Genomic DNA, 13,960 nt, shown 5'->3' with positions numbered 1-13,960 from the left:
CCGCCCCAGCCATGGCTGGGGCGGGAAACCCCACATACTGAGTAACTACATATCTGTACTTTAATCCTTATTACACAGGATTATGGACTTGACTTGCGGTTTGATCGATAGACGCTCCCATCGCTCACTGGGTGTGCGGTTTGATCGATAGACGCCCTCCATCGCTCACTGAGTGTGTGGTTTGAGCGATAGAAGTCCTCCATCGCTCACTGAGTGTGTGGTTTGAGCGATAGACGCCTCCCATCGCTCACTGAGTGTGTGGTTTGATCGATAGACGCCCTCCATCGCTCACTGGGTGTGCGGTTTGATCGATAGACGCTCCCCATCGGCCAAGTGGACTTTCGTTTGGCCGGTAGCGACAGCGCAGCCCCAACAGGGTCGGGCCAAATAAAAAGAGCCCCGCAATCCGGGGCTCATCAAAAATACTTATTCGCTTATCTGTCCCACACTCTGTGGTGCTTGACGTCGTCCAGGAATATATCCAGGTCGGTCTCTATATTGGATACGCCTTTTTCACCGTCGGAGAAGGATAGTTTATCGAAAGAGACGTTTCCGCCGAAACCGATTGCTTTTTTATGTTTATAAGCGATTTCCAGCTGCTCGATCGCCGGCGCCGGCAGTTCTGATTCTCCTGTGATGACGATCATGGAATCGAACAGGACGGAATGTACTGTATCAAACGTCTCATCCAATACCGTATTACCGATTTTATGCATTTTATCCGAGATGAATTTGACCTGAAGCCCTTTATCCTCAAGCTTTGATCTCGTTTCATCCAAAGTGTCTTCGGTGACATCCGGTGTGACGATGACGCCGACCGTACGTGTCTTCAATAAAAAGTCCGTGTTCATCATGCTGAGTGCCGGGGAGCTTTTGCCATAAGTGGATTCTTCATTTTCTGCAGGCAGTTCTGCACCGGTTTGATCAGCCACGTATTCCGCGAGGTCGCGGTCGATTTTATTGATTAATTCCTTCAGCACGAGGTTTCGGATTTCCATATCACATTTGCCGAGTTCGAAGCTGAATGCATCGTAAAGATGCTGCTTTTCCGGATCGGAAAGGGAGTTCAGGAACATTTTGGCCTGGCTGAAATGGTCCTTGAAGCTATCGCTCCTTGCACGCACTTTACGTCCTTCGACTTTTTCATTGTAATGTTCATATCCGCCTTTTTCCGGGCTGAGCGGTTCAGGCTGGTTGTTGTTCATATGGTTCTTATGATGTGCAGTCCCGCCTTTATGGATGTAGCTCTGATGATAACCGTCACGCTGGTTGTTTGAAAACGGGCATATCGGACGGTTAATCGGAATCTGGTGGAAATTCGGCCCGCCGAGACGGATCAATTGTGTATCCGTATATGAAAATAGTCTGCCCTGCAACAGCGGGTCATTGCTGAAGTCGATGCCCGGCACGACATGACCGGGATGGAAAGCAACCTGCTCGGTCTCTGCAAAGTAGTTATCCACGTTCTGGTTCAATGACAATTTGCCGACGATCTGCACAGGGACGTCTTCTTCCGGCCAGAGTTTCGTCGGATCCAAAATGTCAAAATCCATTTCGAACTCATCTTCTTCGGGGATGACCTGGAGTCCCAGCTCGAATTCTGCAGGGTGGCCGTTTTCTATGTTCTCCCATATGGTCTGACGGTTGAAGTCGATGTTTTTACCGTTGATGAGCTGTGCCTCGTCCCATAGGACAGAGTGGGTCCCCTCCAGAGGTTTCCAGTGGAATTTGACGAAGTGGCTCTTACCTTCCGCATTGACGAGCCTGAAGGTGTTCACGCCGAAACCTTCCATCATGCTGTAGCTCCTCGGGAGTGCCCGGTCGCTCATCAGCCACATGACCATATGGGCGCTTTCAGTATTCGTGGCCACCCAGTCCCAGAAAGTGTTGTGGGCGGAAGCCGCCTGCGGGATTTCATTATGTGGTTCAGGCTTGACCGCATGCACCATATCCGGGAATTTGATGGCGTCCTGCATGAAAAACACAGGCATATTGTTGGCCACCAGGTCATAGTTTCCTTCGTCAGTATAAAATTTTGTTGCAAAGCCTCTGACATCCCGCGGTATATCCATTGAGCCGCGGTTGCCGGCAACAGTGGAGAAACGTGTGAATACAGGAGTTTTCTTGCCGGGTTCCGTCAGGAATTTCGCCTTTGTGTACTTCTCAAGTGATTCGTATAATTCAAACTCACCGTGGACGCCGAAACCCCGGGCATGGACCACGCGTTCGGGAATCCGTTCATGGTCGAAGTGGGTGATTTTCTCGCGGAGATGGAAATCCTCCATCAAAGTCGGGCCCCTTTCCCCCGCTTTCAAAGAAAATTCATCTTCACTCATAGGCAGCCCCTGGTTCGTCGTCAGCGGAGCTTCTTTGGTGTTATCAATCGTGTCGCGCTGCCTCAGTTCGTCTTTTTTCTTAGACATTCAAAACCCCTCCTGAAATTTTAATCTATCTATTCAATACCCTGAATTTTCTGCTATTAATCCGGTATTCAGGCAGGAATATTATGAAAATCCCGAAGTATTTTCCCTTTGGAAGCGACTGCATTCATGTATACTTGAAGTGAGAAAACTGATTAAGCGGGTGAGAAAATGACGAACTTGAATGAATTGAGGCACCTTGTGGAAAATACGGATCAGGAAACGCTGCAGAATTTCGTGGTGGATCTGCTCAGTGAAGACGAGAACCTGGTGATGCGCCTCAGGCTCCTCAGCAACAATGAGTTGACCGAAGGGGACTTCGACCAGTATAAGAAGCGGTATCAGGATATCGTCAATCCGAATGTCGAGAAGGGCAGTTTTGTGCCGTATTCGAAGGCGAGAAGGATGGAGAAAGGCTTGAACGACTTCCTGAACACTGAAGTCACCGGTCTCGTCAACAACAAGTATTTCGAAGAAGCATTTGATATCACCAAGCTGATTTTCCTCCGGATTAATAAACTCCGCATCGAGGATGCCGGCGGGGTGGTATCTGAAATCATGGATGAAATCTTCAGGGTATGGCAGGCGATCCTGAACAGCGGGCCGAGGTCGGTGGCCGTATCGATGTTCAGATGGATCATTTCAAGGCATGCGAGTCTGGGGGATGCGACGGATACGGATAAGTATCTTGAATTCCTGCTGGATAATTTCAGGGAACCGAACCAGATGGAAAGGAAGCTGCAGATTGCTGGCCAGCAGATCGAGTCGCTGGGAGGTGAAGCCGGACTGGATAAGGCGGAGCTCGAGAAATGGGCGAGGTTCTACTTGGAACTCGCAGAACAGATGGATGATGAAGATAAGATGGATGCGTTCATCGAGGATCATCTGGATTTCTTTGAAGTGAGGCGGTTCGCGATAGACAGGTACATTTCAAACGGGGAGTATGATCAGGCGATTGAGCTGTTGAAAGCAGGCAGGGAAATCCATCATAAGCCGCACGGGCTCAGCAGGGAGTATACGGTCCAGTTGAAGGAACTGTATAAGATAAAGAAGAACCATGAAGCTTATATTGAAGAGCTCTGGCTGCTCACCACCCGGTATGATGTCAATAATATGGAACCTTTCAATGAGCTGAAGGCGCAGTACAGTGATGAGGAATGGCCGAAAAAGCGCGATGAGGTGCTGAAGGCCCTCCCTGAATACGCACGCCTCGGCGATTATTACAGAAATGAAGGCATGGAAGGCTGATGCAGATATTCAGGGTGAGTCCGGATCACAATGTCAGTGCAAGGTTCCTTGATAACAGGCGGTTGTCGAAGCAGGTGCTGGAACTGTATCAGATCATCCGTGTCTGCCTCGGCGGCATGGGACTGGTGGAAGTGAACACGCGGTATCTACACCACCCCGTGGTGAAGGCGGTCTACAATGAAGGCAGGCCTCATCTGCCGGATGCGCTCGCGATGCTCAAGGCGATGGATGAGGAACACAGGAGGCGGGGCGGCCGGCGGTCGGATGCATTCCGTGAAGATCTTGCGGGACTGGATCGGCTGATCAAGGAAGAGCTGGATGAAAGCCTCTTCAGCGAAGAAAAGATCCCGCCGTTTTATGTGTACGGCACAGAGCGGTGTCATACGGAAGAAGCATATGAAAAATATGAAGCGCTGCTGTTCAGCAAGTGGGCAGCGGATAAGATCCCGCCGAGATGTAATATCGGGACATGAATATCAGATTTTTATTTGAAGTAATATTCAGGAGATTTTTATTGTATAATGAAAATAAAAGGATACAAATATCCAAATAAGGAGACGGTTATGAGTTCAATAGAGATTATCCCGATGGAGAAAAAGCATATCGAACAGGCAGCGCGTGTAATCTCAAAGAGTTTCCAGACAGAGGAGTTCGCGAGGAATACATTCGATTTCAGCGACCCGAAAACGGAGGCGCTTTTCGCCGAACTGCTGCAGATTGAACTGACGGTGTTTAAAAAACACGGGGAAAAGGTCGATGTTGCTTTATATGAAGGTGAGATCGCCGGTGTCTACTCGATGAGGATGACGGGTGAGGGGCATGGTCTTTCGAACTTGAAGCAGACTGTCAAGAAGCTCAGGAAGGTCGCGCCTGTTGCGAAGAGAGTGAAATATAAAAAACTCTACAGGCTGCACAGGGCGATGCAGCAGCCTGCGGCGATACCGAAAGAAGCGCTGCTGCTGGAGATCCTTGCGGTGGATCCGGATTTCCAGGGCAAGGGGATCGGCCGTGCAATGATGGCGGCACTCGATGAATATTCGGAAGCAGTCAGACGCCCGATCTACCTTTATACAGCCAACGCGGAAAATGTTGCTTATTATGAGAAACTCGGCTACAGGATGATGGAGACCATTCAAAAGAAGGATTTTACAGCCTACCATATGCTGAAGAGTTTGAGTGACGACTGATATGAATGGGGGGAGGGAACCATGAAATTCGTTTATCACCTGGTGCCTGAAAATATGTCCGGGCATTACCTCATACCTTTGAACTGGATGAAGGCGCTGGATGAAAACCTGTATGCGAGATACATCAGCAAGTATGATGACCACCCGGAAAGGGAATTTCTGGTGGACAGGAAAGTGCCCCGCCTCGACTGCCTGTGGAATGATGTCGTTCATTTTTCCGCCCTGCATCCGCATCATGTTTACAGGGAGTTGAAGAAGCTCGACTTGAACTTGAAGGATGACCTGAAGTTTTATAAGATACCTGTAGAGCACCTGAAAGACAACAGGAATGTGTTGTACCACTATGACAAAGCACATTATGGAGGGCCGGAAGCGCCCATCGCCATGGAAAACGTCGAGGTGTTGGATATCAGTGCATACAGGGAAGCGGAAGCGCTGCCGATGGAGACACTCGAGTATTTTGTGGAGGAATGCAGGAAGGGTAATCGTGTGGCCATGTTCAAGTTTGTGCCCCACGTGCTGAGCAGGGGGAAAGTCTCTGTTGAAGGGGCTGAAATCATCAATTGGAGCGACAGTATTGAATGATGGGTATGGTTTTGATTACCCGGGAAATATATTAAAGGGAAGAGGATTCCATGGGAATATTTGATATGTTCAGAAGCAATCAGCCGGCAGTTGATAAAGATACAGACCCGTATACATCGCTCACTATGGATCAGGGCGGCAATGATGCACCGACCATCGATGACGTCTATAAAGCGCTGGAACTGCTTGAGGAAGGGCAGACCGGATTTGTATCACTCGCCCAGCTGAACCAGGAGCTGGATATAGGGGTGGTGCAGGCAATCGGGGAAATGGGCATGTTCACGGTTGAGGCATTGCCTTCGGAAGACTCACCGGACAAGGGAAAAGTTTATTATAAGGAGCATCTGGATGAGTACTCGCTGCAGCATTACTTCCACACCTATTTTGAAACCGGGAAAGTCAAAGGACTAGAAAATTTCGAAGTCAGGAAATTATAAAAAACGAGGATGCACAGGCATCCTCGTTTTTTATATGGATCATTCCGCTGTCTGTTCTTCCTGCCAGATCTGGTTCAGCGCCTGCTGGAACAGTTCGACCGGCTGAGCGCCTGAAATCGAGTATTTGTCATTCACAAGGAAGAATGGCACGCCCTGCACGCCAAGCTGGCGGGCCTGGCTGATGTCCGCCTGCACTTTGTCCGTGTTCCGTTCATTCTCCACAACACTGCGCACCGCTTCACCGTCGAGGCCGACCTCTTCGGAGATGCGTACGATCGTGTCCGTATCACTCAGCACTTCACCTTCCGTGAAATGTGCAGCGTAAAAGCGTTTGAAGAAATCCGTGCCTTTGCCCTGATCTTTTGCATACTGGAAGGCGCGGTGGCCGTCGAATGTATTGGCGATTTTGGCGATGTCGTGGTTCATGACGACGCCTGATGCTTTTGCCGATTCGGCCTGCTGCTTAAGCTGCTTCTTGGCTTTTTCGACGGGCATGCCGAATTTATCCGCAAAGAATTCATAGTAGGAACGTCCCGGCTGATATTCAGCATCCGGCATGAGCAGATAGCTCTTATATTCAACTTCCACATCGTCCTTATGCTCGAAATTTTCAAGTGCTGCATCCAGATGTGCCTGTCCGATGAAGCAGAACGGGCATACGAAGTCCGACCATATTGTTATCTTCATTTTTCATCCTCTTTCTTTTCCTCTTCGTCCACCGGTCCGCAGATGCCGGTGTTGAAATCACACATCAGGCCTTCGGAGGAATCCAGGCTGAATGATTTCAGTTCGATCACTTCACTCTGCGTATCATTTGTTTCGCTGTCTTTACGGGATTTTGCCCCATCTTCTTGAATGTTCATAATTGAACGCCCCCTTCTGTCGGGAAAATATCCACTGATGGCATCAATTGTAACATTTGAGGGAAAAGAGGACGATTAAACTGCCTGCTTCAGGGTATTTGAAAGACAAACAACATGCAGAAAAATATTGTGTCAAAGGAGAAAGATATGGAAGTCAGAAGCATCAAAGTCACGGAATTCAATGGGGTGGAGTTACTCCTCAGGGACAGTTTCACAGAATCCGAAAAAGGATATCAGGGTGAAGCGGAGCTTGTGAAAAGGATACGCGCCGAGAAGTCCTACAACCCGGCATTCGAACTCGTGGCTGTGGAAGCAGAGCAGGTGCTCGGACACATCTTGATGAGCGAGGTGAGTGTCGACGGCATTGAAGGGCTCGCACTCGGACCCGTCGCGGTGCGGCCGGGGCTGGATCATCTTGAGGTCGGGACTGCCCTGATCAGGGGAGCGGAACAGACGGCGGCGGATGCAGGATATACATATATCAGCATTTTGGGCGCGCCTGAATTTTACGGCACCCCCGGTTACGTCCCGGCCGCTGATCTGGGTATTTCCGCATCGTTTGAAATGCCGGGAGCGGCATTCCTCATCAAGGAACTGGAAGCGGGCGCACTTCGAAATGTGGAAGGGACGTTCAGCTATACCAGCACATTCAGTAAAGGGTGATGACGTGAACCATGAAATCGAAAGGACTTTCAATGAACTCGAAGCACTGAGGGATCATTACTTCAAAACAGAGGAATTCAACGGGGACATCTACAAAAGGGCCGAGCCGGATAAATGGAGCATCGGGGAAGTCATCTACCATTGCTACCTGCTGCTCAGGCTCACAAGGCAGTTCTCTCAAGTCTACCTTCCTGCAGCAAGGCTCTTCATTAAAGCAGGCGGAATAAAGACCGCTGAACAAAACGGCCATATGCACAACATCTATGCCGGCCCCACGATGAAGGCGCCGAAAATACTGGAGCCGAAGATGGATCGAAGGTATTCAAAAGGCGAGCTCAGGCTGATGCTTGAAGAGGAGACCGAAAAGCTTAAGAAGCAGGTCACGGGTCTTTCGGACCGGGAAGCCTATACGATCCGTTACCCCGATCCTGTGCCAAATTGGCCTAATGTCGTGCAGATGATCAAAGTGGGATATATCCATGAAAAGCATCATTATAATGTTTTGATGGAACGGGAACGGCGATGAAATTGTAAAACAGCCCCTTTATTCATAGTGTGTTACTAGGTATAATGAAAGTAATCACTATCAGGAGGCTGTTTTTTAAATGAAGAAATATTTACTGTTGGTTTTTTCCATGCTTTTTGTGCTCGGCGCCTGCACCGATGACGGCGGAGTGGATGAAGCGGCCGAAGAAACTTCTGAAGAATCGGCGGAAGCTGAAGGGCAGCAGGGCGGAGAAGCGGTCAACATGAGTCTGCTTGCGACACCGAACTCACTGGATCCGCATGCGGCGAACGATCAGCCGTCGAATCATGTGAACGTGAACATTTATGAAAGGCTTGTGGAGTTCACCCCTGAACTCGAGCTCGAGCCGGGGCTTGCAGAAAGTTACGGGCAGGTCGACGACACGACATGGGAATTCCAGATCAGGGAAGGTGTGGAGTTCCATGACGGTGAGGTGCTGGATGCAGAAGCGGTGAAAGCGAACCTCGACAGGGTGACGGATGAAGAAGTCGGATCGCCTGTCGCATTTTTATTCGAGCTGATAGAAGAGGTGGAGGTCATCGATGACTATACGGTACATATCCATACTTCGAGCCCGTTCGCAGCACTCCCGTCACACCTTGCACATCCTGCAGGCGGCATGATCAGCCCTGCAGTGATTGAAGAGGACTATGCGGCCGATGAGCAGCTGACCGCCGTACATCAAAATCCGGTCGGGACCGGGCCTTATCAATTTGAAGAGATTTCGGAAGGCGACTATGTGACCCTCGTCAAAAATGAAGCGTACTGGGGCGAAGAGGCGGAATCGGACGTCTTCACATTCAACGCAGTGCCTGAAGATGCGACACGCATCGCCGAACTTCAGACCGGTCATGCGGACCTGATTTTCCCGCTCGACCCGAATGACTTCGAACAGATCAATTCCGGTGAGGGCACGACGGTGAATGAAACCGAAAGTGTCAGGATGGAGTATGTCGGCTTCAACACTGAAGTTGAACCGTTTGATGACCCTGTCGTCCGTCAGGCAATTGCCCACGCAATTGATAAAGAGGATATCATCAGCATCATGCTTGAAGGCAAGGCCGTCGCTGCAGACACTTTGCTGAGCCCGGCGGTGTTCGGCCACAGTGAGGATATAGACGGCATCGGATATGATGTCGAGGCGGCGCAGGAACTGCTGGAGGACAACGGTTATGAAGAAGGATTCTCGGCTGAAATCGTCGTTCAGGACAGGACCGCAGCGGATATCGCGACTTATATACAGGAGCAGCTGCAGGAGCTGAACATCGACCTTGAGATTTATCAGATCGATCCGGGTGCATATCTGGACTACGTCGGCAGCGGCAGCCATGATATGTTCATCGGCGGCTGGGGGACGGTGACGATGGATGCGGATTACGGTCTTTATCCATTGTTCCACTCTTCGAGCATCGGGGATTCAGGAAACAGGTCCCGTTATGCGAATGAAGAAGTGGATGTATTGTTGGAAGACGCGAGAGTTGAAATCAATGAAAATGAACGTTTGGATCTGTACGAAGAGGCACAGGAGATCATCCTTGAGGAAGCACCGATCATCCCGATCTACCATCCATACCTGCTGACGGGCATGAGTGAGGATATCGAAGGATATGCCCAGCATCCGGCAAGCTTCCACTTTTTAAGCGACGTCAGTAAAGAGTAAATGAAAACAGGACTGAATAAAATTCAGTCCTGTTTTTTTGTCTTCTATAAGGAGATTTCCCGCAGATCCCTTGGATAGTTCGTCAGCACTTCCGCTTTGCCGTCTTCATTGATGTAGACTTCCTCTTCGATGCGGACGCCGCCGTAACCCGGGATATAGATGCCGGGCTCGATCGTGAAGACCATGCCTGGTTTTGCGATGTCTTCATTCAAATGGTGGATGGATGGTGCTTCATGCACTTCGATGCCGAGCCCGTGGCCGACCCTGTTGTTGAAATATTCGCCGTAACCCGCCTCCTCGATGACATTCCTCGCGGCGATGTCGAATTCCTTCAGCGGCACGCCCGCTTTCACAGCATCCACGCCTGCCTGGGTGGAGCGCCTGACGATATCGTAGATCTCCTTCTGCTTTTCATCCGCTTCACCGATCACGAATGTCCTGGTGATATCGGAGCAGTACCTGTCGTAGGTGATGACGCCGAAATCGATCAGGAGGAAATCCCCATCCTCAAGCTTCGTATCATCCGGCTTGCCGTGGGGCAGGGCAGCCTTTTCGCCGGAAAGCACCATCGTTGAGAACGACGGGCCTGATGCGCCGTATTTCTTCATCAAGTATTCGAATTCAGCGACGAGGTCCGCCTCCGTCATCCCTCTCTCAACGGTTTCAAGCCCTTTATCCAGCACTTTTTCGATGAGGGCCACCGCTTTTTTCAGACCCTCGACTTCCTCCCTCGACTTATAGACTCTGAGGGCGTTGATTTCGGATTGGATGTCCACGAACGCCGCTTCGTTGTAAATGGACTGGATGCCGTTCTGATGCGCGACCGTCATAACGTTCATCTCGACACCGATGGTATGGACGGAAGCCCCGAGGTGCTGCCCCAATATGTCGAACGGGTCCTCCTCGTCGGAAATGGGGATGATATGATCGACCTTTGCCTTTTCCGCGGCGGCATCCCGGTCCAGCGCCGGAACGAATAAATAACTCTCACCGGCAGAACCTATGATGAGCGACATATACCGCTCATGCGGATCCGCGTAAAAACCGGTGAAGTAGAAGATGTTGACCGGGTCGGTGATGATGATCAGCCCGGTATTTTTATCTGACGCAGCCGAAATAAATTGATTCAACCTTGAATGATAATCGATGGCCATGATATTCCTCCTAGTGGTATTCACTTTATTATACTACAGAAAATTTTTGCGGACGGGAAAATTACGGAATAAAATGAATATTCATGCAGGTTCCTACACAATGAATTTACACTGTGATAGACTGAAGGCAGCAGCACGATTCGACATCTTAAATAAATACATGAATCATTAATTAAAATCAGGAGGTAATCTAGTGAGTGAATTGAACTTGGAACTGGCGAAGAAACTGATTGAAAGCGCGGAAAAGGAATCATCGGACATTGGTGTACAAATGGTGATTTCCATTGTGGACGCAGGGGGCAACCTGATTGCGACACATCGTATGGATGATGCATGGATCGCAAGCCTTGACGTTGCACAGAACAAGGCATGGACTTCTGTCGCATTGAAGATGCCGACATCAGCGCTTGAAGAGGCGACAGTGCCGAAAGCTGAACTGTTCGGCCTGAACACGACGAACCAGGGACGCATCGTCGTATTCGGCGGCGGTATCCCGCTTGAGAAAGACGGCAAAGTCGTCGGTGCAGTCGGCGTGAGCGGCGGCTCGGTGCCACAGGATGTACAGGTGGCTGAAGCGGCTGTCAAAGCTTTTGAAGACAATAAGTAAGATTATAGAAAAATGGATAACATATAACCATCACTTTAAAATAAAAGTGATGGTTATTTTTTATGGACAGGGGTACGGTTTTAAGAGCATGAATGAAGCGGAGAAGTGGTTATGGGACTGGAGATGCAAAGCTCGCCGCGGATGAGTGGATGACGGGAATGTTTCAGATTTAAACGGGTATAGATATGCATCCGGGGAGAAACGGAAGTAGAGATGAAGGCGGTGGAAAACAATGAAGAAAATGGTTGTCGGTGTGGTTTCGGCGCCCGGACTGCCCGAGAAGTTCCTGAAGGATATCATGGACAGCTTAAGAGAATTGGACGGCCCCTCTATGGAGGAGGATATCAACTGGGACATCGATTTTAAGACGGATCCCCTGGCAAGCTCAGCTGAATATATCAATGAGATTTTCGACAGGCTGGGTTCTATCCAGAGAGAGAATGAGTGGGATATGGCGATCGCCGTCACCGACCTTCCGAGCATATCGAACAAGAAAGTCGTCCTCTCCGAATTCGATTACGACAGGAAGCTTTCATTGATTTCCGTCCCTGCGATCGGGGTCTTCAGGAATAAAAAAAAGCTCGAAACCCTCCTAATCCACCACATGGAAATATTGTATGGCAAAGGATCGGAAGAGGATACGGAGGACGTCCAGCCGGATTTCATAAACCGGATCGCCTCGGTCAAGTCGATAGATGAGGAGGACGAGAGACGCCGCTATATACTCAAATCGACGGTCGGCGGCTGGATCCGGCTCACCGGGGGCATGACCTCCCTGAATGAACCGCTGACGGAGTTCCGTAATTTCAGGACGATTGTGGCATTGGCATTTGCGACCGGGACCTACATATCGATATTCCGGACACCCTGGGAACTCAGCCTCGATTACTCGGCATGGCGTCTGATTCTGCTGATGGTGATTGCTGTGGCGGGAATGGTCGGATGGCTGATTTATGCCCATAACCTGTGGGAGATGCGGTCATCGCGGAACCAGCCTGCATACAGGCGCCTTTACAACTTCACGACCCTGCTGACCCTCCTGGTCCTGACAGTGGTGAGTTATGCCGTGGTCAGTCTGCTGCTCACGGTTTCCATCCTCACCTTTGTCCCGATGGGGCTCTTTGAAACATGGACGGATCCGAATGTTGAAGTGAATGTGGAATGGCATGACTACCTGGATCTGATATGGTTCGCGACCTCTGCCGGAATCATGGCTGGCGCATTCGGTTCAACGGTGGAAGAGGAGGACAAGATCCGGAACATCACATATTCCTACAGGCAATGGTACAGATACAGGCAGCTGGAAGAGGAAAAAGAAGAGGAATCAAACGCGGATGACGAGGAAACTGATGAATCCGGTGAAAAGCAGGAACATGATGAAAAGGATGAAGAGGAAGAAGCGTATTCCGGCGAAAAACAGGAACACGACGAAGCGGAGGAGGAGAAATGATATGACGGAAAAACATATCGGCATTGTTGCAGCTCCCGGGGCGCCGGATCGTCTTGCGAAACAGATTAAAGCAGAGCTGCCGGACATGCTCGGCCGGGAACTGGATGAAGACATCGAATGGGAGGTCAGCACACATGTGGACCCCCTCACCGGCTATGCGGAGCTGATCGAGGAACTCTATGAGAAGACCGACGAGTATCGGGAGAAGTATGACTGGGACCATACGCTTTTCATCACTGACCTGCCTGTCTATCACGGAGAGATGGTTACTACGGTCGATATCAACAATGAGACCGGGGTCGGTCTCATTTCGCTGCCGGCCTTCGGCTGGCCGCCGATCAAGCAGAGCGTACTCAAAACGATTGTTTCCATCATCAGGAATGTCCGCGAAAATGCGGGTCGGGAAGAACTGACGGCAACGTTCAACAATTACTTGAAGACAAGCCGGGTATTTTATGAAGAGGTTTTTCTCGATGAAACGGATGCCAACCATTCGGTTTACTACATCAAAGACAGCTGGCGCGGGCGGCTGCGCCTCATCGCCGGCATGTCCTGGGCGAACAACCCGTTCAATATGATGCGGAGCCTGAGCTCGGTCGTGGCTCTGGCCTTTGCGACCGGCACTTTCAGTATGTTGTTTTCAACGATGTGGAATTTGAGCAACCTCTTTCCGCTTGGCCGGATGGCTGCGGTATCGCTGCTTGCGGTCTCTGCGATGGCTTTATGGATCATCATTTCCCATGATTTGTGGGAACGTGTCAGGGGGAAAGAGAACAAGCGGATTCTCAAACTTTATAATGGTGCAACGGCACTGACGCTTTTCATTTCCGTACTATTTTACTTTGCCGTATTGTATATGATGTTCTTTACAGCGGCACTGGTGCTGCTCCCGCCGGGGTACGTGGTCAATCATATCGTCCCGGATGAAGTCACGATCGTGTTCTATATCGAAGTGGCATGGTTTGCAGCCTCACTCTCCACAGTGGTGGGCGCAATCGGCGCCGGCGTCCAGGATCAGGATCTGATCAAGAAAAGCACATACGGCTACCGTCAGCGTTACCGTGAACAGTACAGATCGTCGAGTGATTTATGAGTATAATTAGAATAAATGTACTGAACCGCTCCGGGAATGATTTCCGGGGTGTTTTTTATTTTTTAAC

The 13,960-nt window shown here is 50.1% G+C and carries 15 protein-coding genes; 11 read left to right on the top strand and 4 right to left on the bottom strand.

Annotation, left to right across the window (positions count from 1 at the left end; all coding sequences use genetic code 11):
* Positions 1-434: 434 nt before the first annotated feature.
* Positions 435-2,423, bottom strand: coding sequence for a catalase (locus tag CRN96_RS13110; RefSeq protein WP_097042985.1), 1,989 nt, complete (start codon positions 2,421-2,423; stop codon positions 435-437).
* Positions 2,424-2,591: 168 nt separating this feature from the next.
* Here CRN96_RS13110 and CRN96_RS13105 point away from each other — a divergent pair, with 168 nt between their 5' ends.
* The 5 genes from CRN96_RS13105 to CRN96_RS13085 all read left to right on the top strand — a co-directional run bounded on the left by CRN96_RS13105 (position 2,592) and on the right by CRN96_RS13085 (position 5,877).
* Complete coding sequence (locus tag CRN96_RS13105; RefSeq protein ID WP_097042983.1) at positions 2,592-3,668, top strand: hypothetical protein; 1,077 nt, start codon at positions 2,592-2,594, stop codon at positions 3,666-3,668.
* Positions 3,668-4,141, top strand: a complete 474-nt coding sequence (locus CRN96_RS13100) for a pyrimidine dimer DNA glycosylase/endonuclease V (RefSeq protein WP_097042981.1) — start codon at positions 3,668-3,670, stop codon at positions 4,139-4,141. The genes CRN96_RS13105 and CRN96_RS13100 overlap by 1 nt, the downstream gene beginning before the upstream one ends.
* Positions 4,142-4,255: 114 nt before the next feature.
* Complete coding sequence (locus CRN96_RS13095; protein ID WP_179647251.1) at positions 4,256-4,855, top strand: GNAT family N-acetyltransferase; 600 nt, start codon at positions 4,256-4,258, stop codon at positions 4,853-4,855.
* A 21-nt stretch (positions 4,856-4,876) separates the two neighbouring features.
* On the top strand, positions 4,877-5,440 hold the full coding sequence (locus tag CRN96_RS13090; protein ID WP_097042977.1) for a group-specific protein: 564 nt from the start codon (positions 4,877-4,879) through the stop codon (positions 5,438-5,440).
* Between the two features lie 65 nt (positions 5,441-5,505).
* Entirely contained in the window at positions 5,506-5,877 is a 372-nt protein-coding gene (locus CRN96_RS13085) for a hypothetical protein (protein WP_143544329.1), read from the top strand.
* A 39-nt stretch (positions 5,878-5,916) separates the two neighbouring features.
* On the opposite strand, the gene CRN96_RS13080 is transcribed toward CRN96_RS13085, so the two are convergent.
* Together CRN96_RS13080 and CRN96_RS13075 are read right to left on the bottom strand one after the other, a co-directional pair.
* Positions 5,917-6,564, bottom strand: a complete 648-nt coding sequence (locus tag CRN96_RS13080; protein WP_097042973.1) for a DsbA family oxidoreductase — start codon at positions 6,562-6,564, stop codon at positions 5,917-5,919.
* A complete protein-coding gene (locus tag CRN96_RS13075; protein ID WP_097042971.1) occupies positions 6,561-6,740 on the bottom strand; it encodes a hypothetical protein in 180 nt (59 codons plus the stop codon). The genes CRN96_RS13080 and CRN96_RS13075 overlap by 4 nt, the downstream gene beginning before the upstream one ends.
* A gap of 147 nt (positions 6,741-6,887) precedes the next feature.
* Between CRN96_RS13075 and CRN96_RS13070 the strand changes: the two genes are divergently transcribed.
* The 3 genes from CRN96_RS13070 to CRN96_RS13060 all read left to right on the top strand — a co-directional run bounded on the left by CRN96_RS13070 (position 6,888) and on the right by CRN96_RS13060 (position 9,589).
* Positions 6,888-7,403 (top strand): GNAT family N-acetyltransferase, encoded by a 516-nt coding sequence (locus tag CRN96_RS13070; protein ID WP_097042969.1) that lies wholly within the window; start codon positions 6,888-6,890, stop codon positions 7,401-7,403.
* Positions 7,404-7,407: 4 nt separating this feature from the next.
* The gene (locus CRN96_RS13065; RefSeq protein WP_097042967.1) at positions 7,408-7,929 is read left to right on the top strand and encodes a DinB family protein; all 522 of its coding nucleotides are present in this window, start codon (positions 7,408-7,410) and stop codon (positions 7,927-7,929) included.
* Positions 7,930-8,008: 79 nt separating this feature from the next.
* A complete protein-coding gene (locus tag CRN96_RS13060; RefSeq protein WP_097042965.1) occupies positions 8,009-9,589 on the top strand; it encodes a glutathione ABC transporter substrate-binding protein in 1,581 nt (526 codons plus the stop codon).
* A 44-nt stretch (positions 9,590-9,633) separates the two neighbouring features.
* Here CRN96_RS13060 and CRN96_RS13055 read toward each other — a convergent pair whose 3' ends face one another.
* Entirely contained in the window at positions 9,634-10,743 is a 1,110-nt protein-coding gene (locus CRN96_RS13055) for a M24 family metallopeptidase (RefSeq protein WP_097042963.1), read from the bottom strand.
* Between the two features lie 193 nt (positions 10,744-10,936).
* Between CRN96_RS13055 and CRN96_RS13050 the strand changes: the two genes are divergently transcribed.
* The 3 genes from CRN96_RS13050 to CRN96_RS13040 all read left to right on the top strand — a co-directional run bounded on the left by CRN96_RS13050 (position 10,937) and on the right by CRN96_RS13040 (position 13,893).
* Entirely contained in the window at positions 10,937-11,350 is a 414-nt protein-coding gene (locus tag CRN96_RS13050) for a GlcG/HbpS family heme-binding protein (RefSeq protein ID WP_097042961.1), read from the top strand.
* Between the two features lie 232 nt (positions 11,351-11,582).
* A complete protein-coding gene (locus CRN96_RS13045; RefSeq protein ID WP_097042959.1) occupies positions 11,583-12,800 on the top strand; it encodes a CopD family protein in 1,218 nt (405 codons plus the stop codon).
* Positions 12,685-13,893 (top strand): 5,10-methylene-tetrahydrofolate dehydrogenase, encoded by a 1,209-nt coding sequence (locus tag CRN96_RS13040; RefSeq protein ID WP_218839939.1) that lies wholly within the window; start codon positions 12,685-12,687, stop codon positions 13,891-13,893. The genes CRN96_RS13045 and CRN96_RS13040 overlap by 116 nt, the downstream gene beginning before the upstream one ends.
* Positions 13,894-13,960 lie beyond the last annotated feature (67 nt).

Origin of the sequence: Salinicoccus kekensis (genome assembly GCF_900220995.1) — a bacterium.
GTDB classification, from domain to species: Bacteria; Bacillota; Bacilli; order Staphylococcales; family Salinicoccaceae; genus Lacicoccus; species Lacicoccus kekensis.
This window is presented reverse-complemented; position numbering and strand designations above follow the sequence as displayed.

What these genes read in the sequence shown, in the direction of transcription:
- CRN96_RS13110 (WP_097042985.1), bottom strand. Translation starts at nt 2,423, where the DNA reads ATGTCTAAGAAAAAAGACGAACTGAGGCAGCGCGACACGATTGATAAC.
- CRN96_RS13105 (WP_097042983.1), top strand. Translation starts at nt 2,592, where the DNA reads ATGACGAACTTGAATGAATTGAGGCACCTTGTGGAAAATACGGATCAG.
- CRN96_RS13100 (WP_097042981.1), top strand. Translation starts at nt 3,668, where the DNA reads ATGCAGATATTCAGGGTGAGTCCGGATCACAATGTCAGTGCAAGGTTC.
- CRN96_RS13095 (WP_179647251.1), top strand. Translation starts at nt 4,256, where the DNA reads ATGGAGAAAAAGCATATCGAACAGGCAGCGCGTGTAATCTCAAAGAGT.
- CRN96_RS13090 (WP_097042977.1), top strand. Translation starts at nt 4,877, where the DNA reads ATGAAATTCGTTTATCACCTGGTGCCTGAAAATATGTCCGGGCATTAC.
- CRN96_RS13085 (WP_143544329.1), top strand. Translation starts at nt 5,506, where the DNA reads ATGTTCAGAAGCAATCAGCCGGCAGTTGATAAAGATACAGACCCGTAT.
- CRN96_RS13080 (WP_097042973.1), bottom strand. Translation starts at nt 6,564, where the DNA reads ATGAAGATAACAATATGGTCGGACTTCGTATGCCCGTTCTGCTTCATC.
- CRN96_RS13075 (WP_097042971.1), bottom strand. Translation starts at nt 6,740, where the DNA reads ATGAACATTCAAGAAGATGGGGCAAAATCCCGTAAAGACAGCGAAACA.
- CRN96_RS13070 (WP_097042969.1), top strand. Translation starts at nt 6,888, where the DNA reads ATGGAAGTCAGAAGCATCAAAGTCACGGAATTCAATGGGGTGGAGTTA.
- CRN96_RS13060 (WP_097042965.1), top strand. Translation starts at nt 8,009, where the DNA reads ATGAAGAAATATTTACTGTTGGTTTTTTCCATGCTTTTTGTGCTCGGC.
- CRN96_RS13055 (WP_097042963.1), bottom strand. Translation starts at nt 10,743, where the DNA reads ATGGCCATCGATTATCATTCAAGGTTGAATCAATTTATTTCGGCTGCG.
- CRN96_RS13045 (WP_097042959.1), top strand. Translation starts at nt 11,583, where the DNA reads ATGAAGAAAATGGTTGTCGGTGTGGTTTCGGCGCCCGGACTGCCCGAG.
- CRN96_RS13040 (WP_218839939.1), top strand. Translation starts at nt 12,685, where the DNA reads ATGACGAGGAAACTGATGAATCCGGTGAAAAGCAGGAACATGATGAAA.